The sequence below is a fragment of the Nostoc sp. DedQUE04 genome, from assembly GCF_034530995.1.
Taxonomy (GTDB): Bacteria; Cyanobacteriota; Cyanobacteriia; order Cyanobacteriales; family Nostocaceae; genus Nostoc.
The window spans coordinates 1-24,197 of the sequence record NZ_JAVRCA010000053.1 but is presented as its reverse complement, the minus strand read 5'-3'; the positions used below and the strand labels follow the sequence as shown (position 1 = coordinate 24,197).

Sequence of the window (24,197 nt, the reverse complement as noted above, 5' to 3'; positions counted from 1 at the left end):
GGAAGTTCCTTCTCAAACAAGGTAATCAAATTCAATAGACCAAAAACTTCTGCGATTGGCAAAAATCAAGCAGATGACCCCATTAAATACTTTTCTGCAAAAGAGAATCAAAATTTAACGTGAGTTCGACAAGCCCTTTTTTGACCTCTCCCCCAACTCCTCTTGGACACCCAGAAAAGAGCTAAAACCCTAATTTATCGTTGCTCCCTTTCCCTGTGGGAGGGAGAGGTTCATCGAACTCACGTAAATTTAGAGCAGTCAATCAATTTTGGATTTTGGATTTTGGATTTTGGATTGACCCGAACCACGAGGGTGTGGGGCAAGCCGAATTTTAAATTTGCGGAGTCTTAAAGTTCAATCAGTCACTCTATCGGCAGGTAAAAAGTCTTTGAGCGCTTCTGCTTCACCAGCTTTCACCACTGGGATAGACAGGGGTACTGAATTTGCGATCGCAAATAACTGTTGTAGTTGACTCAAACCTGTCAAACCACCACATAACAATACTTGGTCGCCGACTTGCAAATCCATGCCGCCATCAGGATAGCGGATAAACTTACCATCTCGCCGGATCGCCTGTACTTGGACTCCATATTGCTTGCCGATATCTAAATCTGCAAGGGTTTTACCTAGTGTTGGCGCGTCTGCATTGACTGTAACCCACTGACAAGCACTATTTTCTCCGGGAACAGCCACTTGTCCCTTAGCGAATTCTGCCAAAGCTGCCAGTTCTTCATCTGCTCCCACTACCAGCAAGCGATCGCCTTCTGCCAATTTGGTTTGATTTTTGGGATAATCGATTTCTTCGCCGTTAGCGCGGCGAATCGCCATCAAACTCACTCCTGTTAAATAGCGCATATCTGCTTCTTCTATGCTCATGCCAATTAAGGGCGAATTCGATGGCAGAGGATACCAGCGCTGATTTAAATCGCGGGTGGCTTGGCGCAAATCACGAGCAACTTCAGTTGCAGAGCGCTCTGGGCGCAAATCTAAATAATGATCGTTGCGGATTTGCTGCATTTCTCGTTGGACTACAGGCGGCGACAACAAGCCTAAGCCAGTCAATAAATAGGTTGCCATTTCTAAGCTAGCTTCAAACTCTGGTTGTACAACTTCCCTGGCTCCCAATTGATACAGCACCTCAATATTTTTATCCTGGGTAGCACGGACAACCAAATCTAATTCTGGGCGCAATTCTAAAGCGCGTTTCAAGCAAAGACGAGTACTTATGGGATCTGGGAGTGCGATCGCCATTCCTTTGGCATGATTCACCCCGGCAGTTTCCAAAACGTGTAAACTAACGCAATTACCATAGACATAAGACACCCCAGCCTCGCGCAACTGCTGAATTCTCCTCTCTGATTGGTCGATTACTAGCACAGGTAGGTCGTGTTGCTGCAACAACTTCACCAAATTCTTGCCGACTCGCCCATAGCCACAAACTACTACATGGTCTTTGAGAGGCAAATCTTCCGACACATCCTGCACCTCATCTTCTTCTAAGTACGGTTTTAACCAAGGCATTGATTCGGCAAAGTTAAATAAAAATGGCACTAGCCGCAGTACAAAAGGAGTTAGCATCAGAGTGACTGCGGTGGTTCCCAAAATTAATAAGTATATTTGTCGAGACACCAGCCCCAAAGACTGCCCTTCACTGGCGAGAACAAAAGAAAATTCCCCAATTTGCGCCAATCCCAAACCGGCGATTATGGCTGTTTTCAAAGGATAGCGGAACAGTTTCACTAAGGGCGTGATAATCAAAAATTTACCGACGAAAACTATTGCCACTAATACCAAAATTAATTCCAGGTTGTTCCACAAAAACACTGGGTCAATTAACATCCCAATGGCGGCAAAAAACAAACTGGCAAAGATATCTCGCAGTGGTTCGACATAAGTCAGGGTTTGGTCGGCGTACTCTACCTCAGAAATCATCAAACCCGCGACAAATGCCCCCATTTCAATGGATAGTCCCAAATGCTCTGTCAACAGGGCAATACCCAAACACAGGGCTACAACCCCTAATAAAAATAGTTCTTTACTTTCGGTACGGGCTAGCAGTTGCAACAAAGGCGGTATCAGCCAAATCCCCACAGCTACAGCCCCAGCAGCAAATAAAGCAATCGAACCTAACGCTGTTAGGACAGCAATGCCAATAGTTTCTGCTGGTTGGTTGAGGGCTGGTAAGACTGCTAACATCAGTCCTAGTGCTAAGTCCTGAACAACTAAAATTCCCAGCATCACTTGCCCGTGGGGCGTTTCTGTTTCGTTACGCTCCATCAAGCACTTAAGGACAACCGCTGTGGAAGACAGGGACAGAATACACCCCAAAAACATCCCCTTCGCAGGTAAGGCTCCCCAGGCTCCACTTAACCCGCAGACTAAAACTGTCACCAAAATCGTCAAAGCAATCTGGAGTCCACCTCCACCAAGAGCGATCGCTTTTACCTTCTTGAGTTCCGCAAAGGAAAATTCCACACCCAAGGCGAATAACAAAAAGGCGACCCCGAACTGTGCCAGAGTCTCGACTTGAATCAGTTCTTTAATCAATCCCAGTCCCGTTGGCCCAATGACTATCCCCCCAATGAGATACCCCAGCAGCACGGGTTGTCGTAAAAGTGCCGCTAATAGTCCGCCACAGGCTGCAACGCCTAGAACTAAAACTAAATCAACAATTAACCGAAAATCTTCTTGCACCAGTTTTAAAAGAACTATTAAGACCTATTAATTCAGAATACAAAGTTTTACAATCTCAAACAGCTTGTTTGCTGAAGGGGTGGCAAAATTTGCTTATCTTAAAAGGGGCAGACAGTAGGTGAGCAGAAAGGATACATCAAGGTTTTTGCAGGTATTTTGATTCACGAGTATCAAAGGTGGATTCATCCAGTTCAAATACTCGTTGATGGAGATAAAAGGTGGATTCATCCAGTTCAAATACTCGTTGATGGAGATAAAAGGTGGATTTATCCAGTTCAAATACTCGTTGATGGAGATAAAAGGTGGATTCATCCAGTTCAAATACTCGTTGATGGAGATAAAAGGTGGATTCATCCAGTTCAAACACTCGTTAACGGAGTAAAAAGGTGGATTCATCCAGTTCAAATACTCATGCACGAGTATCAAAGACTTATTGTTGCATTATTTAAGACGCATCTCTTCTGGCTCCATGCCCAATGCCCCTTAAATTTTAGGCGAACCGAGGGCATTCAATAATAGTAGCGACCACGGCACTTTAATATCGGGTATGAGCCATAAGTACTTTCTCAGTACAGGCAATGCAACAGGCAGTACAAAACGCAGAGAGCGTAATGATGCGGGCTGATGCCCATTTTCATCTACAAGATTATATTTCTTAGCCAGTTCGGCAACAATCTGCACGCGTCCTGTACGGCGGATAACATTTGGCTCACCAGCAAGTGCAGCGATCGCTCGTCCAGTAAATAAGGGAGTTTCCCAGTTGTAGCGATCGCTTAAAAATGAGGTTTTCAGGTCAGTAGCATTTGTTTGATTCATTTGGGAAGCAAAACTAGAAAAAAGCTCAGTACCAACAATACCCGGCCAAATAGAAACAGAAGTGACGTTATGGGGTTCTAACTCAACAGCCATATTAGCAGCTAGGCGATCGCAAGCTGCTTTGCCAACACCATAAACTGTATTAAAGAGATAAAACATACTACCCCACGAAGAAATAGTGCAAATGAGTCCAGAGTTACGCTTAGTCATCATCCGAGCCGCAAAAACACTTGCAACATAGTGGCTCCGAAGGCCAACGTTGTTGCTAGCATCCCAAAGACTAGGTTCAGAATCCCAAAAGGGTTGTCCCTGAGCGTCTTTTAATGCCTGAACTCCTGAGTAAGCATTATTTACTAGTAGGTCTAGTTGGCCATTTTGCTCGTCTTGAATGCGATCGAAAAGCAAACGCACCTGCTCATCCTCGCTGTGGTCTACTTGGACGGGAATGCATACACCACCGACTTCCTCAATGGCTGATTTCGTTTCACTAAGACTTCCTGAAACCCCATCACTGGAAGAGTTGTTGAGGCTGCGACCCGTGACGTATACAGTTGCACCTGCTTCACCAAGACCAATGGCAATTCCTCTACCAATTCCCCGCGTCGCACCTGTTACCAAAGCCACTTTACCTTCAAGGTGTTTCATGAGCGCTCATTTCTAATTTTTTAGCGTTAAATATTGATTATTACAATATTCTTTCGTCGCTGTGACTGAAACAACTTCTACTTCTATCGGTTTTTCTTTAGTTCCGTCGATCAGAAATTCACTAGCTCCTTCACGAGGTTTTTTCGGATTTCCCCAATCATAGGTGTAACCTAAACCCGTCCAAGGATAATGTTCTTGGCTAGCGACTGCATAAGAAGTTGTGTATATCTCTTGCAAAATCGGATAACTAGCAGAAATCGGGATTTTAAAAACATTACAACTAGAATCATTAATTTCTGGATCGACACATGGTCTACTTAAATCTTCAGCTTTCACCCACATTTCGACAAAATGCGTTTTATTGGAATTTCTATTTAAAATTAAGCCTAAATACTGCTGTAACCTTAGAGAAAGCATAATATTACCGGGAATATTTATACCGATCCCCTTACAATTTTGACAAAATTCCTTAACTTGAGGAACGGCTGTTAACCAAGTCCGTGCTTCTATACTTTTTTTTGTACCTACTTTCCAATCCTCGGTTGGGTTTTTGACATATTTCCAACTCGCCATCAAATATTCAATTTTGCCATTATTTTCTCTCCACTTTATTTGAGGATTAGTTTTTGACAATGACCAAAGATTTTTTATGACTTTATCTTCACTCGGTCTTTTTGCATCCTCAATCGCTGCATCTAACTGCCTTTTCAGCGCGTTATAACTTTCTGGTTTATTTTTCTCCAAATACTCATTTACATTTGGATTAGTTTCTAATTGCGCTAACAAATACTTTCTGAGCTTTGATGTACTCTGTATGGGAATTTCTCTAGCTAGCAAACTGGAAGATCCGACTGCCAAAAATGCACCTGTCAAGCTTAAAAATACTTGAGTCTTTAATTTTTTCATTAAAATAATCCTGTGGATTGATAACAATAGGGAAAATGTTCTATCCTGGTAAAGCCCAAAGATTGAATCTGATTTTATATTTATGTTTGGCTGAAATGCTATTGTGCTTAATATTTTTAATTAACTTTATCTGTATAAAAATTAATATCTATAGCAATCCTAAATCATTCGCGATCGACAAGATCCCCGACTTCGTAAAAGTTGTCGGGGATCTGCGGGTTCAGTATTTTTTACTCAACACTTCTTTTTCCAGCTAACATATCTGCGACAGGAAGCGATCGCAGTTGAGCAAGAAATATTTACGTGTAATCACTTACACAATCCAGCTATTTTTAGATAAATCGACTATATCTTACGGATACAGCAATGCTCATTAGTCTGTTTCTGGAAAATATTACGAGGCAACACTAACAATCTTTGGCCTGCGGAAAACATTGTTTTCTCGTTTATGTGAGGGGTCTAACCCCCTATTGATCGCAGTGGGAAGGGGTTTTGGTCAAGCCATGCTTGTTGGTAATCAACTTGAGCGTTTATTCACAGGATGACGCTGGCTAAACAAGCGATTAAACTATGGATAATGTCAAGCAATTGTTGCTTTTAACACCACTTACATAAATTTAATCTCATTGTTAAATCTAAAACCTCATTCTGTTAGATAAAATACCAGTTATGCCAGCGTATCAAGGAAGTTATGGGGAAACCACCGATTTAATTATTGGTGGTAACAACCAAGAAAACCTCGAATTAACAGCAAATTCTGCTCCTGTGGGTGCTCTTGCCACAAGACAAGGAACTTTTTCTACGTTTCTTGCTCCCCTGACTCAAGATACTTTTAAACAGGTCGTTAAGGATGTCGAGCAAAAATTACAGATTGTCCATCAAACCCTATCAATGCTGGATTCGCATGGGTTTGAAACCATTTTGCAAGAAATGTTGCATTCGATTACCTTGAAAACCGGGGAATTACTGGGGGCAGACCGAACGACAATATTTTTATTGGATGAAGAAAAACAAGAACTTTGGTCAATTTTAGCTGAGGGCGAGGGCGGTCGCTCTTTAGAAATTCGCATCCCCGCAAATAAAGGCATTGGTGGTGAAGTCGCCACTTTTAAAGAAGTTATCAATATTCCCTTTGATTTTTATAACGATCCGCGATCGCATTTTGCCCAAGAACAAGAAAAGAGAACTGGCTATCGCACCTACACCATGCTAGCTTTGCCACTCTTAAATGAACATGGGCAATTAGTTGCAGTAGTGCAATTACTGAATAAATTAAAATCTAAGAATCATTATGATGCTCCACTTGCAGAGCGCATTGATACCAGAGGTTTTACCCGTGCTGACGAACAATTATTTCAAGAATTTGCCCCTTCGATTTGTCTGATTTTAGAGTCCTCGCGCTCTTTTTATGTAGCTACTCAAAAACAAAGAGCAGTAGCGGCGCTAATGAAGGCAATCAAGTCCCTCTCTCAAAGCAGTCTTGACTTAGAAGACACCCTGAAGCGGGTGATGGATGAAGCCAAGGAACTGATGAATGCCGATCGCAGTACACTATGGTTAATAGACCGCGATCGTGATGAATTGTGGACGAAAATCACTCAGGATGATGGTTCAACCAAAGAGTTACGAGTCCCCGTAGGTAAAGGTTTTGCTGGGATAGTCGCGGCTTCTGGCAAAAAGTTAAATATTGGCTTTGATTTGTACTACGATCCTGACTCAGAGACAGCCCAAAAACTAGACCAGCAAAATGGCTATCGCACCTGTAGCTTGCTTTGTATGCCAGTATTTAATGCCGATCAACAACTGATTGGTGTTACCCAACTCGTAAATAAAAAGAAATCCGGGGATTTTCCCCCTTATAATCCAGCTGATTGGCCCAAAGCTCCCGACTGCTTCCAAGCTAGCTTTGACCGCAACGATGAAGAGTTCATGGAAGCTTTTAATATTCAAGCGGGAGTCGCGCTGCAAAATGCTCAGTTGTTTGCCACAGTCAAGCAACAAGAACAAATGCAACGGGATATTCTGCGTAGTCTTTCCAATGGCGTGGTGTCCACTGATAAAACTGGGTTAATTATCGCCGCCAATGAAAGCGCCCAACGTTTGCTAGGGCTGGGAGTAGATGACCGTTTAGAAGGTAAATTAGTTACTGACGCGATCGGCATCAAAGAAGGCGACTTTAGCAAGTGGTATCAGGATGCTTTACATGCAGTTGACTTAAAAGGTCGTCAGCAATATTACCCCGATCGCACACTGATCGGCACTGGTACAGAACAACATAGTATCAATTTATCGATTAACACAATAGCCGATGCTAGCGACCAAGAGCAAGTCCGGGGAGCGCTGGTAGTGATGGAAGACATCAGTGATGAAAAGCGGCTCAAGAGTACAATGTACCGCTACATGACCCAGGAATTAGCCGAAGAATTGCTGAAATTAGATGACGCTAAACTCGGAGGCGATCGCAAAGAAGTTTCGATTTTATTTTCCGATATTCGCGGCTACACCACATTAACAGAAAACTTGGAAGCAGAAGAAGTGGTGAGTATGCTCAATGAATATTTTGAATCAATGGTGGAGGCAGTTTTTAAACATAAAGGCACTCTTGACAAATATATCGGCGATGCCATCATGGCTGTATTTGGTTCTCCTCTACCATTAGAAGAACACGCTTGGATGGCAGTACAAACATCCTTAGAAATGCGCGATCGCCTACACGAATTTAATCAACGTCGCCATATAGATAATAAGCCTAGAATTAAAATCGGTATTGGCATCAACTCAGATACCGTGATTAGTGGGAATATTGGCTCTAGTAAACGGATGGAATTTACCGCCATTGGTGATGGCGTTAATCTTGGCTCCCGATTAGAAAGTGTTAGTAAACAGTATGGTTGCGATATTATTATTAGCCATAACACTTTTAAACCTTGCCAAGATAATATTTGGGCTAGGGAATTAGATTACATTCGTGTTAAGGGTAGAAACGAACCAGTAGCCATATACGAATTACTGGGTTTGCGTTCCAATCCAATTGAAAGCGAAAAATTGCAAGTGATTGAGCATTATCACAAAGGACGCGAATATTACCTCAAACGCGATTTTAACCGTGCTAGAGCTGAATTTGCCCTAGTTTTGGCAGCAGACAGCCAGGACAAAGCTGCTATGTTGCATCTGTTACGTTGTCAGCATTGGTTACAATCACCCCCAACAGAATCAGATTGGGATGAAGGAGTCTGGACATTTCAGGAAAAATAACTCCACCGACTTTTCGATTAGGGCTTGTAACTAATACCAATTTTAAAGAAGATATAGATTAACTGATTATTTGTCTTAAATATCTAAAATAATAGGCATGTTTAAATGGAGTGAGTTGCTATATTAGTAAATTAAACAATATGTTGAAAAATAACTTTTAGTAAATCTCCTTGTTTAAAAGGCTTAGTTAAATAGCCTGATGCTCTCACCATTTTAGCTTTAGCTCTATCTAGAAATCCTACTTTTTCTGACACCATAATCACAGGTGTATTTTTAAAATATGAGTGTTTACGCAGCAAAGAGCAGAGTTCATATCCATCGAGATTAGGCATGGATATATCCAACAAAATTATGTCTGGTTTTATCCGGATAATCTGCATTAGAGCCTTTAAAGAATCAGTGACTCCGATAACAGAAAAGGTTTGCTCATCTAAATAACTTTTAATAGCATTCAATACCGTAGGACTGTCATCAATACACAAGATTGTGTAAATTTTTCTGTCAGCAGGCGGTTGGATGATTTGCTGACCTCTGTATTCATTAGTATTAATCGAGTAGGCTGCTGGTTTAAAGCTGTGTATTTTAGGCAATTTTGGCGTAGTTTTGGCTTTAGATTGTAGTTCATTTATTTGGAAAAATTGTGAGGTATGTGATTGATAACTTGATGATGTTTGACGATAAACCGCTTCTCTTTCAGAGACGCTAACGCGAACATTTTGGGGCGTTAAACATCGTTCAACTAATAAACGAACATTTAGATGACAAAACTTTGGCATATCATCCAGAAAACTCTCAGGAATAAATTCATAACTTCCCTCCTCTAAATTCAGAAATGACTCTAGAACTTCTAGCGCTAATTGCTCTATCAGCATTGCTGCTTGAGAAGAACTGATATATTTCTGATTGACTAACCAACAAATAGCCAGATAATCTGGGTTCGGTATTGCCTGATTTTCAATACCAGTTTCAAATATCGCCCGCAACTGATCTTTGATTCCGTCAGGGAGAGTAGAAATTTGCTGACTCAAACGTTGCAAATTTCTGTAAAGCGGCTCAAACATTTTCTCTGAGTAGCTGGCATAAATTAGTTTCCCCTCATCTACATATATTGACCAAGAGCCTGATGTGCTAAACACCTGTAAACAACCAGTAACCGACTTACCAGTGATTTTTTTCAACAAAGTTAGGGGCTGGAGCTTTTGGAAAAATCTGTATCTACTAATCGGAAGTGTCTTCATTGCGATCGCTCTGAAATAAAATTAACATTTGCAGGCAAAATTAGTGAATTACCTTTTCGGAATTCAGCGTGACTTTGTTGAAAGCACTATTCAGATAAATATAGCGGTCATATTTGAGTTAGTACAGAGATTCCACACCCCCCAACTCTTAATTCACCAATCTCTGTTAAGCTATAATCCACAACTTACAACTAAACCAATTAATGCTACTGACCAATAGCAAAATTGCCCGACTAGTTGCCAGGATATAGTATTTCAAAAATTAGATTGGTTTTCTGTATCTTTAGCTAATCTAGCCAATCTAACAGTAACTCAAGTGCCACACAAAGACCATTGGCTCTCGCCCATCAGTCACAAAAGTATCATTGTTATCCGTATTTTGTAGCCTAAAATTATAGATACTTGAATTCTCTTGCAAAAGTGTTTTGTCCCTAATCCTAAAGTCTGGAGCGACTAAAATTTACTGTGATGTAAAGGTAAATGTTTCTCTATCAAGACTTATAAGCATTAATTCCGCGCTGACGAAGTATGTTTTTATATCCGTGACGAAAGTCGTTGGGTACTTTTTCAAGAAGTTTATTCTTGAGGGCAACTTCACAATCAAAAAAGTATTATTCAAAACTAAGCATTCCAAAAGCTCAATATCTTACTTAAGTTTGTGATTGTAGAGCAATTAGTCTTGGGATTTGGCAAAATTATCGCTTGCACAACAATAATGGTAAACCTCCGCCCAAGAATGATGCTGATAATTGCCGCCATGATGGTGTGTGGTGAGATGCGCAGGCGACTAAATCAGCAGAAGGGAATCTCTTCATAAGTACTGGAAACGGGTTTTAATGTTGTGTGAACCTAAATAGTCACCCTGCACAAATTGGAGTGATAAATTCAAGAACTTACAGGGAAATTCTTGATTAGTAGTAGATACCTTGCAAAATAGCTGTTTTCAGCTAGATGGTAGATAACAAGTAACATACTCACTAAAACTTAGATTACTATAATTTCCAAAAAAAATTAGCAGAAATATATAAACTTCATGATAATCAGTAAAGTAAACATGAAAACTAATTGATATCATTTTCCAGAAAATTGTTATAAATATTTATTTGTTAAAATGTCCGGGAAAGCTGAAAATGTATAGTAAAAGATAATTATATCTTTGCTTATCGAATCACACTTATAAAAAACTGAATTATTTTATATAGGACTCATATTTGATTTTTGAAAAAAACTCAGTACAGCTTTATTCCTTCTTCCCAGTCCCCAGTCCCTAGTCCCTACGATTAATTCAGAAATCAAATCAGATTGCTATAGCAGCAATTTACCCGAAAAATCCTAAGTTTGAAAAATCACAAATATAAATACAAAATTGTACGCTTAGGCATAGCCTGTCGTAAACATCACATTCATCAATCCATAAGATATATGTAGCGAAAAGACGCAAAGGAATTCTTTGCGTCTTTAGCGTGAGATTTATAAGTGGACATTCTCACCGTTATACTTTCTCCATCTACTTAAAATTGCTCCCGCCAGCACCAGCTTAAAAGTGTACCACCAGCTATCAACTTCACTACTTCTAGCAGCCAATAACTACCGTGTAGTAAATTCATTGTCGATGGAATAGCAGCAGCAGCTTCAAATAGGTTGAGTTGAACTCCTATCGCGCACATCTGCGGAGTTAAGAAATAGGTGTCAAGCACAGCGATAGTCAACAGCAGCACAGATAAAACAATACTGCCAATACTCCAGTGATATCGGGTTTTGCTCAAAGCTAGTGCCCCAGTCAGCACTACAGCAGCTGATAATAATTCCATCCGATTGAAGTTCCAAAAAATCGCATAGCCTGCTGTCGTAAAACCAGCTTGACTCATCATCCCAGAAAGATAAAGGCTAGGCATAATTACCCAGTCCAAAACTAGACTAGCACTGAGCCAAAAGCCCAAGGTCAATACGATCGCGGTTTGCCAAATTGGTCGTTTGAATTCAATGTTAGAAATAGCAGTCATAAAATAATTGCGTGTGTTGTATTTCTTTAGTTTCTAACTTCACAAGCAATTTGACAACTAATATCAACTAACCTTTACAAAGCGATCGCTCTTAACATTCTGAAGTTAATACCAAGATTTTTTAACCTAAGTTAATAAATCTTAAGATTTTATAAAAAGCAATTTAAATAGATTTTTTCTGCGAGAAATACTCAAGCATAACCCTTGAGCAACTCTTTAGAATCCATAACTCAATACGCTTGGGTTAAGAGTTATTTATGTATAGGTTGCCCTTTAATTATGAACTCAATCCCAATATTTATAAATACTTAACTTTTTATTGTAAAGTAACTAAGCGATCGCACTCACTCATTCCCTCTTTTGACAGCGATCTAAGACAACAGTAACATTGTCATTTTTGAACGCAGATATGATATAAAAACAGCCTGTGTTCCACAATGTCTTAGACTACGCCACTTGCGATCGCATATCGTGGCAATATTTTACTATCTATGTGAATTAGTGTACTGTTGAGTTCATTCGGTAAATCGCGAGCTTTTACCCGTGAATCTGCCTGCAAAAGTGAAACATTAGACCTATGAGCAAAAGTTCTTTTTGCACTCTTGCGGGAAAAATGACTCATCTTTATTGGGGAAAGTGAAAATAACAAATCTTTCCCCCTTTCCCCCGCCCCTTTTCCCGACAATGCCAAGAAGTTTATTGTATGTACGTGCATCTATAACCGCCAAAAGCGACGGATTTCGAGCAACATCACCCATAATTACAGCAGTTTTTATGTATTTGAACCACACCTGTTGTAAGGGTGCAAGGACTTGCGCCCCTACCGCGTGGTCTATTTACCTGAAAATAGCTGTAAATTCACCAGATGTCTATTATATCAAGTCCGGTTAATTACTTATGATTACCGCATCTGTGCAAAAATTCCAAAAGCCTCTTTCCCCCAGCAAGAACTGCGATCTAAATGATAAGTCTTTAGTCGGACACGATATTAGATATAGATTTTGATAATATATTCTTGTATAAAGTATCTATCTTGAGACATATTTTTTGTAGACATTTGGTTATCCAGTACACTTCGCATGGTGGATTGACTTAAATATATTTACAGATGTTATGATTTGTATTAATGTAATGTAATGATTTGTGTTGTACTTTTCAGTTACCAATTAGTAAATTAATTGTTGGTTTAAGCTGAAAAGGCTTAATTTAGGGCTAAGAAGGCAATTTCAGCAAACTTAGAAACCTTTAATACACACAAGTATTCCTTAAAAAAGTTAAGCTTTTGTTACAAGGAACTCAGATACATTTAAATTCAGAATTTTCGGGAGTTGCTAAGGAAAGTATGCTGATTATTGAGTATTAATTTTACCCATCAAAGAGGTATTGTGCTGACATTTTGAATAGAATGCAGTAAGTCATCTTTGTTTTTAGCCATTTTATGGTTTGAGACTTGCAAAAAAACAGCGAGATGAGGATTAATCATTTCTGTCATATCAAATGTCAGCCTAGAGATAGACAATGATGAACAATATGAGTAGTTTACTAAGATATGAGTTTTGCAAAGTCTAGCGATCGGAAGGTTGTTAGAGACAAATATAGTGGAGTTAATAAAAATTCAGGTAAACTTACTAAAAGTCCACTGTTATTATGAAGCAAATAGAATGTAGCGAGTTTAGTAATATAAGGTTTGAGACTAATGCTAATAAATAGCGAACTAACGATTAATCAGGGTTCTAATCTCAAATTGAAGCTTGGAGATCGACGATACAATCAGTTGTCTAGACTAGAATTTTTGCGGAATGGTACAGTTGGAAAGCCACTATATTTACATGTAGTGGAATAAATCTGAATTCAGATGAATTTCCCAAATTTCAAGTCAACAATCCACAGCAGAAGCAGGCAAGTATTGTGCGAATATACTGCTAGTAGGGCTAGTTGACTTGTTTGAGGTTATGCCGAATTAAAGGTTAACCCATCTACAGAATTTACTCAAATGAATGATGTTGTTTAAAAACATTGCCAGTCAGTAATAAACGTTAGCTTTTTATTAAAAGCTAATTTTTTCCTGTCTTTTATCTGAAAGGGTAAAAAGCATAGTTGTTTGCTGGCATACATTAGGGTAAATCGCAACTATTACCGAAATCTCACAACTTTTTAATTGGAATAAGGGCAACACAATGAATAAGGTACAAGCATCATTTGAAGCTACCGAAACTGCGTTTCACGTGCAAGGTTACGAAAAAATCGATTTTAGTCTTGTCTATGTGAACGGTGCATTTGATATTGAAAACCGAGAAATTGCAGATAGCTACGCCAAATTTGGTCGCTGTCTGATTGTAATTGATGCCAATGTTCATGAACTTTATGGCGATCAAATCAAGTCATATTTTAGACACTATGACATTGAACTGACAGTATTTCCGATCATCATTACAGAACCGGCTAAAACCCTGGCAACCTTTGAAAAAATTGTTGACGCTTTTTCGAACTTCGGCTTAGTTCGTAAAGAACCAGTTTTAGTTGTCGGTGGTGGTCTAGTTACTGATGTGGCTGGATTTGCTTGCGCTGCTTACCGTCGCAAGAGCAACTATATCCGCATTCCTACCACGTTGATTGGTTTAATTGATGCAGGTGTAGCAATTAAGGTAGCAGTTAATCATCGTAAAGAAAAAAATCGCTTGGGAGCATATCATGCACCTTTGAAAGTGATTCTGGATTTCTCATTCTTAAAAACCTTGCCAACTGCTCAAGTTCGCAATGGGATGGCAGAGTTGGTGAAAATTGCGGTAGTTTCTAACTTGGAAGTCTTTGAACTGCTATACGAATATGGCGAAGAACTGCTTTCCACTCACTTTGGACATGTGAATGCAACACCGGAAATTAAAGAGATTGCCCATAAAGTCAACTATGAAGCAATCAAAACTATGTTGGAGTTAGAGACTCCTAACTTGCATGAAATAGACCTCGATCGCGTCATCGCTTACGGTCACACTTGGAGTCCTACCCTAGAATTAGCACCTCAGATACCTTTATATCATGGTCATGCGGTCAATATAGATATGGCTTTGTCTGCAACCATTGCAGCACAACGCGGCTATATCTCCACAGAAGAGCGCGATCGCATCCTAGACTTGATGAGTCGTATCGGTTTATCACTCGATCATCCTCTTTTAGATGGGGATTTGCTCTGGTATGCAACTCAGTCTATAAGCTTGACACGAGATGGCAAACAACGCGCAGCCATGCCTCGTCCGATTGGTGAGTGCTTCTTTGCCAACGATCTGACTCGTGAAGAACTTGATGCTGCCTTAGCTGAACACAAACGTCTTTGTGCTAAATACCCTCGTGGCGGAGAAGGGGTTGACGCATACATTGAAAGTCAAAAAGGCAAGCTAGTAGGGGTGTGAAGATATGACGAGTGTTTTAGGGCGAGAAACAGCTAGACCGATAACGCCACACAGTATCTTAGTAGCCCAGCTACAGCAAACCCTCAAATTAGCAGAAGAGAAGAACATTCCTGTAGAGATATTAGATTCTTTGCGGCAGGGAGTTCAATTAGCGACGGGTTTAGATCCCTACTTGGATGATTACACCACCCCGGAATCGAGCGCATTAACAGCATTAGCGCAAAAAACAAGCATTGAAGACTGGAGCAAACGCTTCAGTGATGGTGAAACAGTGCGTCAACTAGAGCAAGAAATGCTCTCAGGACATCTGGAAGGACAGACATTGAAAATGTTTGTTCATATCACCAAAGCAAAGCGCATTCTAGAAGTAGGAATGTTCACAGGGTATTCAGCTTTAGCAATGGCAGAAGCATTACCAAGTGATGGGCAACTTATCGGTTGCGAAGTAGATGCTTATGTTGCTGAATTTGCTCAAGCTTGCTTTAGTGAGTCTCCCCACGGCGACAAAATCGTTGTGGAAGTAGCACCTGCCTTAGAGACACTCCACAAGCTGGCTGCTAGAAAAGAAGTATTCGATCTGATCTTCATTGATGCAGATAAAAAAGAGTATGTAGATTACTTCCAGATCATTTTGGATAGTAACTTACTGACTCTCGACGGTTTAATCTGTGTGGATAACACTTTGTTGCAGGGACAAGTTTACCTACCACCCGAACAACGCACCGCCAACGGTGAAGCGATCGCTCAGTTCAACCGCGTTGTCGCCGCCGATCCTCGTGTAGAACAAGTTCTATTACCCATCCGAGATGGTATAACGCTAATTAGACGCGTGGTGTAACAAAGTTTGTAGAGACGTTGCAATGCAACGTCTCTACAATAAACACAAAGGAAAGACTTATGGCACAATCAATTTCTTTATCTCTGCCTGAATCTCCAACATCATCAACAGGTGTTAGGGTAAAGGTAATAGCTCTATTCAAAACTCTTGGTACTCTGACATTATTACTAATAGCCTTGCCGTTCAATGCGTTGATAGTATTGATATCTTTGCTGTGGGGCATTGTGCAATCGCCATTTACGAAAAAAGCGATCGTAGCTGCTCATCCTCAGACTATCTTGGTAAGTGGAGCCAAGATGACTAAAGCATTGCAACTTGCCCGCTCTTTCCATGCCGCAGGACATAGAGTTATTTTGATTGAAGGTCACAAATACTGGTTGTCTGGTCATAGATTCTCAAAAGCGGTAAGTCGTTTTTATACAGTTCCGGCTCCGCAATCAGACCCAGAAGGCTATATCCAGGCGCTAGTAGAAATCGTCAAGCAAGAAAAGGTTGACGTTTATGTCCCTGTATGCAGTCCTGTCGCTAGCTATTATGACTCTTTAGCAAAACCTGTATTATCAGAATACTGCGAAGTTTTCCACTTCGATCCAGATATAACCAAAATGTTGGATGATAAATTTGCCTTTACCGATCGGGCGCGATCGCTTGGTTTATCTGTCCCCAAATCGTTTAAAATTACAGATCCTCAACAAGTTATCAATTTCGATTTTAGTCAAGAAACCCGCAAATATATTCTTAAAAGTATTGATTACGACTCCGTTCGCCGCTTAAATTTAACCAAACTTCCCTGCGACACCCCAGAAGAGACAGCAGCCTTTGTCAACAGTTTACCCATCAGTCCAGAAAAACCTTGGATTATGCAAGAGTTTATTCCGGGTATTGAGCTATGCACACATAGTACAGTGCGGGATGGGGAATTAAGATTGCATTGCTGTTCAAACTCTTCTGCTTTTCAAATCAACTATGAAAACGTCGAAAATCCCCAAATTCGTCAATGGGTGCAACACTTTGTCAAGAGTTTGGCACTGACTGGGCAAGTTTCTTTCGACTTTATCCAAGCTGAAGACGGTACAGTTTACGCCATTGAATGCAATCCTCGTACCCATTCGGCAATTACAATGTTCTACAATCACCCCGGTGTTGCAGACGCCTATCTTGGTAAAACTCCCCTAGCTGCACCTCTGGAACCTTTAGCAAGTAGCAAGCCGACTTACTTCTTATATCACGAAATCTGGCGACTAACTGGTATTCGTTCCTGGAAACAACTGCAAACATCGGTTAATACTTTAGTGCGGGGCACTGATGCTATTTACAGTCTTGACGATCCTGTACCATTTTTGACTTTGCATCATTGGCAGATTCCCTTACTTTTACTGAAGAATCTGCAACAACTCAAAGGCTGGGTAAAAATAGATTTTAACATTGGCAAACTGGTGGAATTAGGTGGCGATTAAATAATTTGTAAATTAAAGAAGAATTCAGTACATCATAGCCCCCTCCTCGCTTGCCTACAGTGTACACACAAGTTTGAAATAGCTGATTAACCAGGGTTTTACCCCACCCTAACCCTCCCCTTGGAAAGGGGAGGGAACTAGATTTCTTTTTTCCCCCCTTTCCAAGGGGGGATTAAGGGGGGTAAATCCAGGGTTTGGGCTTCATTACCAAGATGTGTCTACAACCGTAGCGAGGGGGTAGGTTCTTATAGCCCACTCAACTAAGAACCGCTATATAAATTCTAACAATACATAGGAAGATGAATCATGCCAGTACTTCGTATCCTTCATTTAGTTGGGTCTGCATACAATAATTTTTACTGTGATTTGTCACGCCTTTATGCCCAAGACTGTCTCGCAGCAATGGCAGAGCGATCGCAATATGATTTTCAAATTGCATACATCACACCCGATCGCCAATGGCGATTTCCTCCTTCCCTCAGCTCTAAAGATATTGCTGACACCAAACCGATGACTCTGGCTGATGCTATACAGTTTCTAACAGCACAAAACATTGACCTCGTGTTACCACAAATGTTTTGTATCCCTGGAATGACTGAATACCGCGCTTTATTCGACTTGCTGAAGATTCCTTACATCGGCAATACTCCAGATATCATGGCAATAACGGCGCACAAAGGCAGAACTAAAGCAATTGTTGAAGCCGCAGGGGTAAAAGTGCCTCGTGGAGAACTGCTTCGCCAAGGAGACACGCCGACAATTACACCTCCAGCGATCGTTAAACCCGTAAGTTCCGATAACTCTTTAGGGATGGATTTAGTCAAAGAAGCTACCGACTATGATGTTGCCCTGAAGAAAGCATTTGAATATTCAGATGAGGTGATCGTAGAAGAATTTATTGAACTCGGTCGAGAAGTCAGATGTGGCATTATTGTCAGAGATGGGGAACTAGTAAATTTACCCCTTGAAGAGTATCTGTTAGACCCCCATTCCAAACCCATCCGCAACCATGCTGAAAAACTCAAACAAACGGACGATGGCAACTTGGGTTTTGCTGCTAAAGATAATAAAAAGTCTTGGATTGTAGACCCTAACGATCCAATTACCCAAAAGGTTCAACAAGTAGCTAAGAAGTGTCATCAGGCTTTGGGTTGTCGCCACTACAGTTTATTTGACTTCCGCATCGACCCAGAGGGAGAACCTTGGTTCTTAGAAGCCGGGTTGTATTGTTCTTTTGCCCCTAAAAGTGTGATTTCCTCTATGGCGAAAGCAGCCGGAATTCCTTTAGATGAGTTATTGATCGCAGCTATCAATGAAACCTTGGGCAGTAATCAAAAAGTGTTGCAGAATTGCTCGTGATTTCTTGCTATAGGTTTTCCTGCTTGTAGTGGGTTGGAGAGCGATCGCTGATTAATGCTGCGATCGCTCTCCTATCGCTATTTTAATGCAGCTAGACTAAACCCTTATTCAACTACTAACAAATGTTTATAGCATTTCCTAATCACATGAGGTACATCAGAGCAAGCTCCTCGCTTGTTGGGAGGGGTTACTAAGCTGTTAAGCATATAAGAAAGCACATTGAGATCGCAGGGGGGCAGGGAGCAAGGGGGAAGATTTGCAGCTTTTATTACCATGAAAATGGTGCAATTTAAATGACGATTAGCTTATACCTCACTCAACCGAGAAACTATTATTCACAGAAACATACATATTTTAAAATATTTTCAATATACACAACTTAAGCAAATGTCTAATTCTCCCAGCAATTCTATAGGTTTTATTTTACTAACTCATACAAAACCTCTACAAATTTACAGACTAATAAATAAGTTAAATAGTATGTTTAACTATCCTCTAATTGTGTGTCACCATGATTTTTCAAAATGTGATTTATCTGTAGATACCCTGTCAAAAAATGTTTTATTAGTACGCCCTCATCTACAAACAAAGTGGGCAGATTTTACTTTAGTAGAAGCCACAATACAAGCACTTCAATTAATATATGAAGTTCCAAATCCACCGGATTGGTTTGTATTACTCAGTGGCGCAGACTATCCCATTAAAACTGCAAAGCAAATATTGGACGAACTAGCCTCAAGTCAATATGATGCCTATATTCAATACGAGCAAATCACATATAAAACTTATAAATCTGATCTAAAACCGAATATGTTGTGGCTGAAAAATTCTTATCAACGATACTGTACAAAATCATTTTCTTTTAATTACTCAAAAACATATCTGGCACATCTGAATCTAGAAATATGCTTTGAACATCCACTATTGACAAAACCATTCCTTCCTTTTTCAAAACAACTTGCTTGTTTCAGTGGAAGTCAATGGTTTTGTGCTAATAGTAAAGCTGCTAAATACATTATCGATTTTCACAGTGAGAAAAATACCTTAACCTTGTACTACAGTAAGCTTAAGTATACAGATGAGTCGTATTTTCAAACTGTACTTGCTAATGCATCTCATCTGAAGCTGCAAAACGACCGACGACGCTACATTGATTGGTCAGATGGAGGTTGTCATCCCAAGACATTGCTTATGGAAGACTTGCCAAATTTACTTGCATCATCTGCTCACTTTGCTCGGAAATTTGACATTGATATAGATAGTAACATTCTTGATGAACTTGATAAGATTACATCCTAGCGATTACATATTTTGAGGGTTTGTAGTAAGCATTTTCGTGTTGAAAAAATAAGGACTATAGTCCTTATCCCTCTTTTGTCACTCTGGGGAAATAAAAATTGAAGCTAAATGATGAAACCTAGATTTAGTGGGAAGATTAGCGATCGCAAGCTAATAGAAATTTTCAAACAAGCTTACAATTAAAATCCTATCTGGGCAAGGGTTACAAATTATTCTCTGCCGAAAGTGACAAAAGAGGGATTACCCTTCGAGTTCGTTAATCGCTCGTAGGGAAACTCCCTGGTTTAGGAGACGCTTTGGGTTAGCGTCTCTGAAAGAGAAGCCTCTCCCTTTGGGAGAAGATCGCGCGAACTTACTACGAACTTGCTTCTCGATCAATTTAAACTTGACACAGTAGTAGCGATTTCCAACTAGCGATGCAGTTCAACTCTAGGAAATATATCGCAGTCTATCGGCTCACCAGGTTTTTTGGTTTTGAATGAATTCAATTCTGGTAAATCAATTTCTTCAACAGGTCTGAAAGGCCATGCTTTCGGGCGGTGATAGTAAGTAACATCATCGCCAGTCCAATTGGTAACTACTGCACGTCGTTGTGTAGAAGATATGTTGGTTACTGAATGATGAATTGTCAGAAAATGATGAACCAAGCAATCTCCAGGCTCCATATCCCAAGATAAAATTTCCTGCAGATCTGGCTCTACAAACCAGGAGGGGTTTGATCCTTCACGTAACTCTTTGCCCCATCGATGAGAGGCTTTGATATACTCTAATCGACCATTTTCTTGGTTGGCACTATCTAAAGCCAGCCAAATTTTACAACATTGCCAGCCTTGTATAGGCCAGTAAGGTAGGTCGTTATGCCACCCAACACGGCTGTTTGTTTTCGGCTTTTTAACAAAGAAACCGTCGGTCAAAAAGTTCAGTTTTTCTGATTTCAAGACTTGAGCGGCGAGGGATGCTAGCGGAGATTCAAAAGCCAAAGCACGGAAATCAGCATCGGTGAGCCATAAGCTACTGGTATGTTCCACATGACCTTCTGGTCTGGGAATACCCTTAACTTCTAAAGGGCCGGGGATTAATACATTCTTATCAACGGCTGTTCGCATCCGTTCTACCCAGATGTCATCCAAAACATTTTTGACGCAGATAACGCCGTCTCGCTCGAAAGCTTCAACTTGTTGGGTGGTGATTTTTGATCTGTCTACCTTAAGCATTACGAAAAAACGAATAAAGTCAGATTTATGTAATAACAGATTTCTAGAATCTGCTTTACTGACATTAACTTGGTCACTAAGTTAAAAATCTTTCTTACTGTAAAGTAAAGATATAAGTTAGCAGTTCTTCCTATAGGCGGATAAATCTCCAAGTTGAGTACAACTTTTTGTGTTCATATCCGCAACAAAGAGATTTCATCCTAACTACCTAAGTCTTTTTTAACAATGAGTGGCACAAGTGAAGCTAATCGTAATACACCAGATACAATAAATACTTCTGCTATGCCAAAAGACCCAGCAAATTGAGCGATGAAGCCACCGATAGTTGCTCCTAAAGCACCACTTGCCCCAGCAACAGCTGCTGCGATCGCAAAATATATAGACTGATTTTTCACTGGTGCAATCTCTATCTGAAGATTGTTGTTACACAAGTCAACTCCTCCCCAATTAGCTCCAATAAAAATGTGTAATAGCGGCAACCATAGCCAGAGATCGAGAGGACTAGAACCCATCTTCAGCCACAGCCAAGGTATGACTGCAATGAGAATTCCATTAGAAATTAGAATCGGACGATTGCCTATTTTATCTGCTAATCTACCCCAGACGATCAGCATTAGCATGTGTGCTCCTGCTCGCAGACTGTTGTAGAAAGTTACCCAACTCACATCCAAGTTCAGTGTGTCTAGCAAGTAGAGGTTAAAAAACGGGGCACTTAGATTAACAGCAAATGTCCATGAGCCGAAATAAAGTAGAAACACCAAAAAATTAGAGTTTTTCCAAATGCTGCTATCTATCTGATTTTGAGGAGTTGGCATTTGCGGCAGAGAGATTGGTTCAGATATCTCACCAGGTTCATTTGGTGCTAAGTCCGACTGAATCTCACTGGTTTGAGATGAGTTAGCATAATAAGTATTTTGTAGTTGAGGGTTTATATCAACCTGAAAATACTGACACCCCAAGCTCACAATTCCAAAGATAATGCCTAAGAACAAAACCACCCCATAACCTTGAATAGCTCCCCCGTACCAATGTGATACAGCAAGACCAGCTATTGGCAAACCGACCAACTCGGTTAAGTTAGCAAGGCTATTGCGTAGCCCGAAATATCTACCTCGTAATTGCCGTGGGACTAACATTGCCATCCAACTCAACCAAGATGCGGCTCCTAATCCTCCTAAAAAATTGCTGCATACGAGAATCAAAAGCGACAATATCACTAATTGGTTGGAATTAAGCCCTCCCCAACTAAAGCTAACAATGCCAATTACTAAAATCAGCCATAGTAGCCGACCAATCCCATGAGTGCGAAGCGAATACTGAAAACGGCTAGTGCTGCGTTCAGACAAATAAGCACCCATCGGCTGAAAAAGATTCACCAACATGGGGATAGAACTCACCATGCCAAATACCACTGGACTGGCATCTAACTCCACCAAGAAATTACCTAGCAAAATTGCGCCAGTACCAATAGAGAAAAGTGCTGCGAAAACACCATCGATAGTAGAAGCACTCAAACTGGTGCGAACAGCATCTTTAGGAATACGAGGGCTGAGTGTTGAGCTAGGAGAGAGTGTTGTGGATGGTGAAGCAATCTGAGCAATTTCTATAGAAAGAGCCGCACCTGTTTCAATTTGAGAAGAATCCATAAATCTAGTATTTAAGAAAATAATTAGGATTTACGCATCATACACATGTACTATACTAAGTTTAGGCTTTTGAGCTGTAGATATCGGAGCTTATATGCCAAAGTTGTTGGTATTTAGCGCCTACGTTGTGATTATTGTTTCGGCTTTCTCGCTGTCTGGCTGTATACGGGAAAAAACAAAAAAAATTGTCGGATTTTCGCAAACGGAAAACATTGGGCCGTGGCGCATTGCCGAAACCAACAGCATTAAGGAGGAGGCCGCCAAGCGTCAGAAAACTTATGATTTTCTGATGACAGATGCTCAGGGACAGACATCGAAGCAATTTGCCGACATTGAGGATCTAATCGCACGACAAGTTGATGTGATATTTCTTGCTCCACGCGAGTATGAAGGTCTTACGCCCGCCCTCGAAGCAGCGAGAGCAGCAAAAATACCGGTTTTTCTGATCGACCGTGAAGCAGCAGGAAGACCAGGCGAACATTTCGTCAGCTTTCTTGGGTCGGATTTTATCGCCCAAGGTCGCCGCGTTGGTGAATGGCTAGCCCAGACGACTAACGGTAAGGCATCCATCGTGGAACTCACAGGAACAGCGGGTTCATCGGTTGCAATCGATCGGGCTAAGGGGTTTCGTAATGCGATCGCTAGTTATCCCAACATGAAAATCATCGCCACGCAGACGGCGGATTTTTCGCGAGCTGCGGCAGTGCGGGTCATGGAAAACATCATCCAGGCCAAAGGTTCCGACATTACCGCAGTGTATGCTCACAACGACGAAATGGCATTGGGTGCCATCCAGGCTCTCAAATCCGCAGGTATGAAGCCTGGTAAGGATGTAATGGTCGGTTCAATCGATGGTCAAAAAACTGCACTTGAGGCGATAATTCGTGGTGAGCTTGGTGTTAGTGTCGAGTCGAACCCGCGTTTTGGCCCGCTTGTTTTCGCCACAATGGAAGAGTATTTTGCTGGCAAGAAAATTCCTCCTCGGATTATTCTCAAGGACAGACTCTTCGACGTGACCAACGCTAAGGATTTTGTCGATGAAGCATACTAATACCAATTCTCCTTGCAGGAGAGAGGCTTTGAATTCTCCCCCTTCCTTGGTAGGGAAGCAGAGTGGTTTCATACGAAAAAAGAAAAATACATAAGTCTTGATTTATCGTTTTGTGGCATGGTTTTTACCCCTCTCCAAACCTCTCTCCGCTTCGGGGAGAGGCTTTGAAACCCTGTTTTAGGGATTACCAAGAAATAAATTATCCAATCTTGTGGGGTGGGCGTCTCGCCCGCCCAAGGCTTGGGGCGGACAAGATGTCCACCCCACAAGAAAAATTGTATGTTTTTTTATTTGGAAGTACCTCAAAACGACTTTGGAGTACCTCAACACGACTTTGGAGTACCTCAACACGACTTTGGAGTACCTCAA

Annotated in this window: 16 protein-coding genes; 7 read left to right on the top strand and 9 right to left on the bottom strand. The window is 40.8% G+C overall.

Annotated elements, in window-relative coordinates; translation table 11 throughout:
- Positions 1-354: 354 nt before the first annotated feature.
- From RM049_RS28380 to RM049_RS28365, 4 genes are all read right to left on the bottom strand, one after another.
- Positions 355-2,694, bottom strand: a complete 2,340-nt coding sequence (locus RM049_RS28380; RefSeq protein WP_322675151.1) for a cation:proton antiporter — start codon at positions 2,692-2,694, stop codon at positions 355-357.
- Positions 2,695-2,830: 136 nt separating this feature from the next.
- A complete protein-coding gene (locus RM049_RS28375) occupies positions 2,831-3,061 on the bottom strand; it encodes a hypothetical protein (protein ID WP_322706548.1) in 231 nt (76 codons plus the stop codon).
- 116 nt (positions 3,062-3,177) lie between these two features.
- Positions 3,178-4,155 (bottom strand): SDR family NAD(P)-dependent oxidoreductase, encoded by a 978-nt coding sequence (locus RM049_RS28370; protein WP_322706547.1) that lies wholly within the window; start codon positions 4,153-4,155, stop codon positions 3,178-3,180.
- A 12-nt stretch (positions 4,156-4,167) separates the two neighbouring features.
- Positions 4,168-5,061, bottom strand: coding sequence for a hypothetical protein (locus RM049_RS28365; protein WP_322706546.1), 894 nt, complete (start codon positions 5,059-5,061; stop codon positions 4,168-4,170).
- A gap of 669 nt (positions 5,062-5,730) precedes the next feature.
- On the opposite strand from RM049_RS28365, the gene RM049_RS28360 reads away from it, so the two are divergent.
- Positions 5,731-8,316 (top strand): GAF domain-containing protein, encoded by a 2,586-nt coding sequence (locus RM049_RS28360; RefSeq protein WP_322706545.1) that lies wholly within the window; start codon positions 5,731-5,733, stop codon positions 8,314-8,316.
- 131 nt (positions 8,317-8,447) lie between these two features.
- Here the strand turns inward: RM049_RS28360 and RM049_RS28355 are convergent, their stop codons facing one another.
- The 3 genes from RM049_RS28355 to RM049_RS28345 form a co-directional block, all read right to left on the bottom strand.
- Positions 8,448-9,554 carry a response regulator gene (locus RM049_RS28355; RefSeq protein ID WP_322675541.1) on the bottom strand — a complete coding sequence of 369 codons (1,107 nt, stop codon included), beginning with the start codon at positions 9,552-9,554 and terminating at the stop codon, positions 8,448-8,450.
- Between the two features lie 1,511 nt (positions 9,555-11,065).
- On the bottom strand, positions 11,066-11,557 hold the full coding sequence (locus RM049_RS28350) for a hypothetical protein (RefSeq protein ID WP_322675540.1): 492 nt from the start codon (positions 11,555-11,557) through the stop codon (positions 11,066-11,068).
- A gap of 442 nt (positions 11,558-11,999) precedes the next feature.
- Positions 12,000-12,179: a hypothetical protein gene (locus tag RM049_RS28345; protein ID WP_322706544.1), complete on the bottom strand. Its 180-nt coding sequence runs from the start codon at positions 12,177-12,179 to the stop codon at positions 12,000-12,002.
- A gap of 1,555 nt (positions 12,180-13,734) precedes the next feature.
- Between RM049_RS28345 and RM049_RS28340 the strand changes: the two genes are divergently transcribed.
- From RM049_RS28340 to RM049_RS28320, 5 genes are all read left to right on the top strand, one after another.
- Positions 13,735-14,964: a sedoheptulose 7-phosphate cyclase gene (locus RM049_RS28340; protein ID WP_322687769.1), complete on the top strand. Its 1,230-nt coding sequence runs from the start codon at positions 13,735-13,737 to the stop codon at positions 14,962-14,964.
- 4 nt (positions 14,965-14,968) lie between these two features.
- Positions 14,969-15,802, top strand: a complete 834-nt coding sequence (locus RM049_RS28335; protein ID WP_322675537.1) for an O-methyltransferase — start codon at positions 14,969-14,971, stop codon at positions 15,800-15,802.
- A gap of 59 nt (positions 15,803-15,861) precedes the next feature.
- Positions 15,862-17,259, top strand: a complete 1,398-nt coding sequence (locus tag RM049_RS28330; RefSeq protein WP_322706542.1) for an ATP-grasp domain-containing protein — start codon at positions 15,862-15,864, stop codon at positions 17,257-17,259.
- A 306-nt stretch (positions 17,260-17,565) separates the two neighbouring features.
- The gene (locus RM049_RS28325) at positions 17,566-18,618 is read left to right on the top strand and encodes a D-alanine--D-alanine ligase (RefSeq protein WP_322706541.1); all 1,053 of its coding nucleotides are present in this window, start codon (positions 17,566-17,568) and stop codon (positions 18,616-18,618) included.
- A gap of 387 nt (positions 18,619-19,005) precedes the next feature.
- Entirely contained in the window at positions 19,006-19,917 is a 912-nt protein-coding gene (locus RM049_RS28320) for a beta-1,6-N-acetylglucosaminyltransferase (protein WP_416212670.1), read from the top strand.
- Between the two features lie 410 nt (positions 19,918-20,327).
- Here the strand turns inward: RM049_RS28320 and RM049_RS28315 are convergent, their stop codons facing one another.
- Both RM049_RS28315 and RM049_RS28310 read right to left on the bottom strand, forming a co-directional pair.
- Positions 20,328-21,131: a phytanoyl-CoA dioxygenase family protein gene (locus RM049_RS28315; RefSeq protein WP_322706539.1), complete on the bottom strand. Its 804-nt coding sequence runs from the start codon at positions 21,129-21,131 to the stop codon at positions 20,328-20,330.
- A 200-nt stretch (positions 21,132-21,331) separates the two neighbouring features.
- Positions 21,332-22,777, bottom strand: a complete 1,446-nt coding sequence (locus RM049_RS28310) for an MFS transporter (protein ID WP_322706538.1) — start codon at positions 22,775-22,777, stop codon at positions 21,332-21,334.
- Positions 22,778-22,871: 94 nt separating this feature from the next.
- Between RM049_RS28310 and RM049_RS28305 the strand changes: the two genes are divergently transcribed.
- Positions 22,872-23,828: an ABC transporter substrate-binding protein gene (locus RM049_RS28305; protein ID WP_322687764.1), complete on the top strand. Its 957-nt coding sequence runs from the start codon at positions 22,872-22,874 to the stop codon at positions 23,826-23,828.
- Positions 23,829-24,197: the final 369 nt, after the last annotated feature.

Bases quoted from the DNA above. Each gene is read 5' to 3' on its own strand.
- RM049_RS28370 (WP_322706547.1), bottom strand. From the start codon at position 4,155: ATGAAACACCTTGAAGGTAAAGTGGCTTTGGTAACAGGTGCGACGCGG.
- RM049_RS28365 (WP_322706546.1), bottom strand. From the start codon at position 5,061: ATGAAAAAATTAAAGACTCAAGTATTTTTAAGCTTGACAGGTGCATTT.
- RM049_RS28360 (WP_322706545.1), top strand. From the start codon at position 5,731: ATGCCAGCGTATCAAGGAAGTTATGGGGAAACCACCGATTTAATTATT.
- RM049_RS28355 (WP_322675541.1), bottom strand. From the start codon at position 9,554: ATGAAGACACTTCCGATTAGTAGATACAGATTTTTCCAAAAGCTCCAG.
- RM049_RS28350 (WP_322675540.1), bottom strand. From the start codon at position 11,557: ATGACTGCTATTTCTAACATTGAATTCAAACGACCAATTTGGCAAACC.
- RM049_RS28345 (WP_322706544.1), bottom strand. From the start codon at position 12,179: ATGAGTCATTTTTCCCGCAAGAGTGCAAAAAGAACTTTTGCTCATAGG.
- RM049_RS28340 (WP_322687769.1), top strand. From the start codon at position 13,735: ATGAATAAGGTACAAGCATCATTTGAAGCTACCGAAACTGCGTTTCAC.
- RM049_RS28335 (WP_322675537.1), top strand. From the start codon at position 14,969: ATGACGAGTGTTTTAGGGCGAGAAACAGCTAGACCGATAACGCCACAC.
- RM049_RS28330 (WP_322706542.1), top strand. From the start codon at position 15,862: ATGGCACAATCAATTTCTTTATCTCTGCCTGAATCTCCAACATCATCA.
- RM049_RS28325 (WP_322706541.1), top strand. From the start codon at position 17,566: ATGCCAGTACTTCGTATCCTTCATTTAGTTGGGTCTGCATACAATAAT.
- RM049_RS28320 (WP_416212670.1), top strand. From the start codon at position 19,006: ATGTCTAATTCTCCCAGCAATTCTATAGGTTTTATTTTACTAACTCAT.
- RM049_RS28315 (WP_322706539.1), bottom strand. From the start codon at position 21,131: ATGCTTAAGGTAGACAGATCAAAAATCACCACCCAACAAGTTGAAGCT.
- RM049_RS28310 (WP_322706538.1), bottom strand. From the start codon at position 22,777: ATGGATTCTTCTCAAATTGAAACAGGTGCGGCTCTTTCTATAGAAATT.
- RM049_RS28305 (WP_322687764.1), top strand. From the start codon at position 22,872: ATGCCAAAGTTGTTGGTATTTAGCGCCTACGTTGTGATTATTGTTTCG.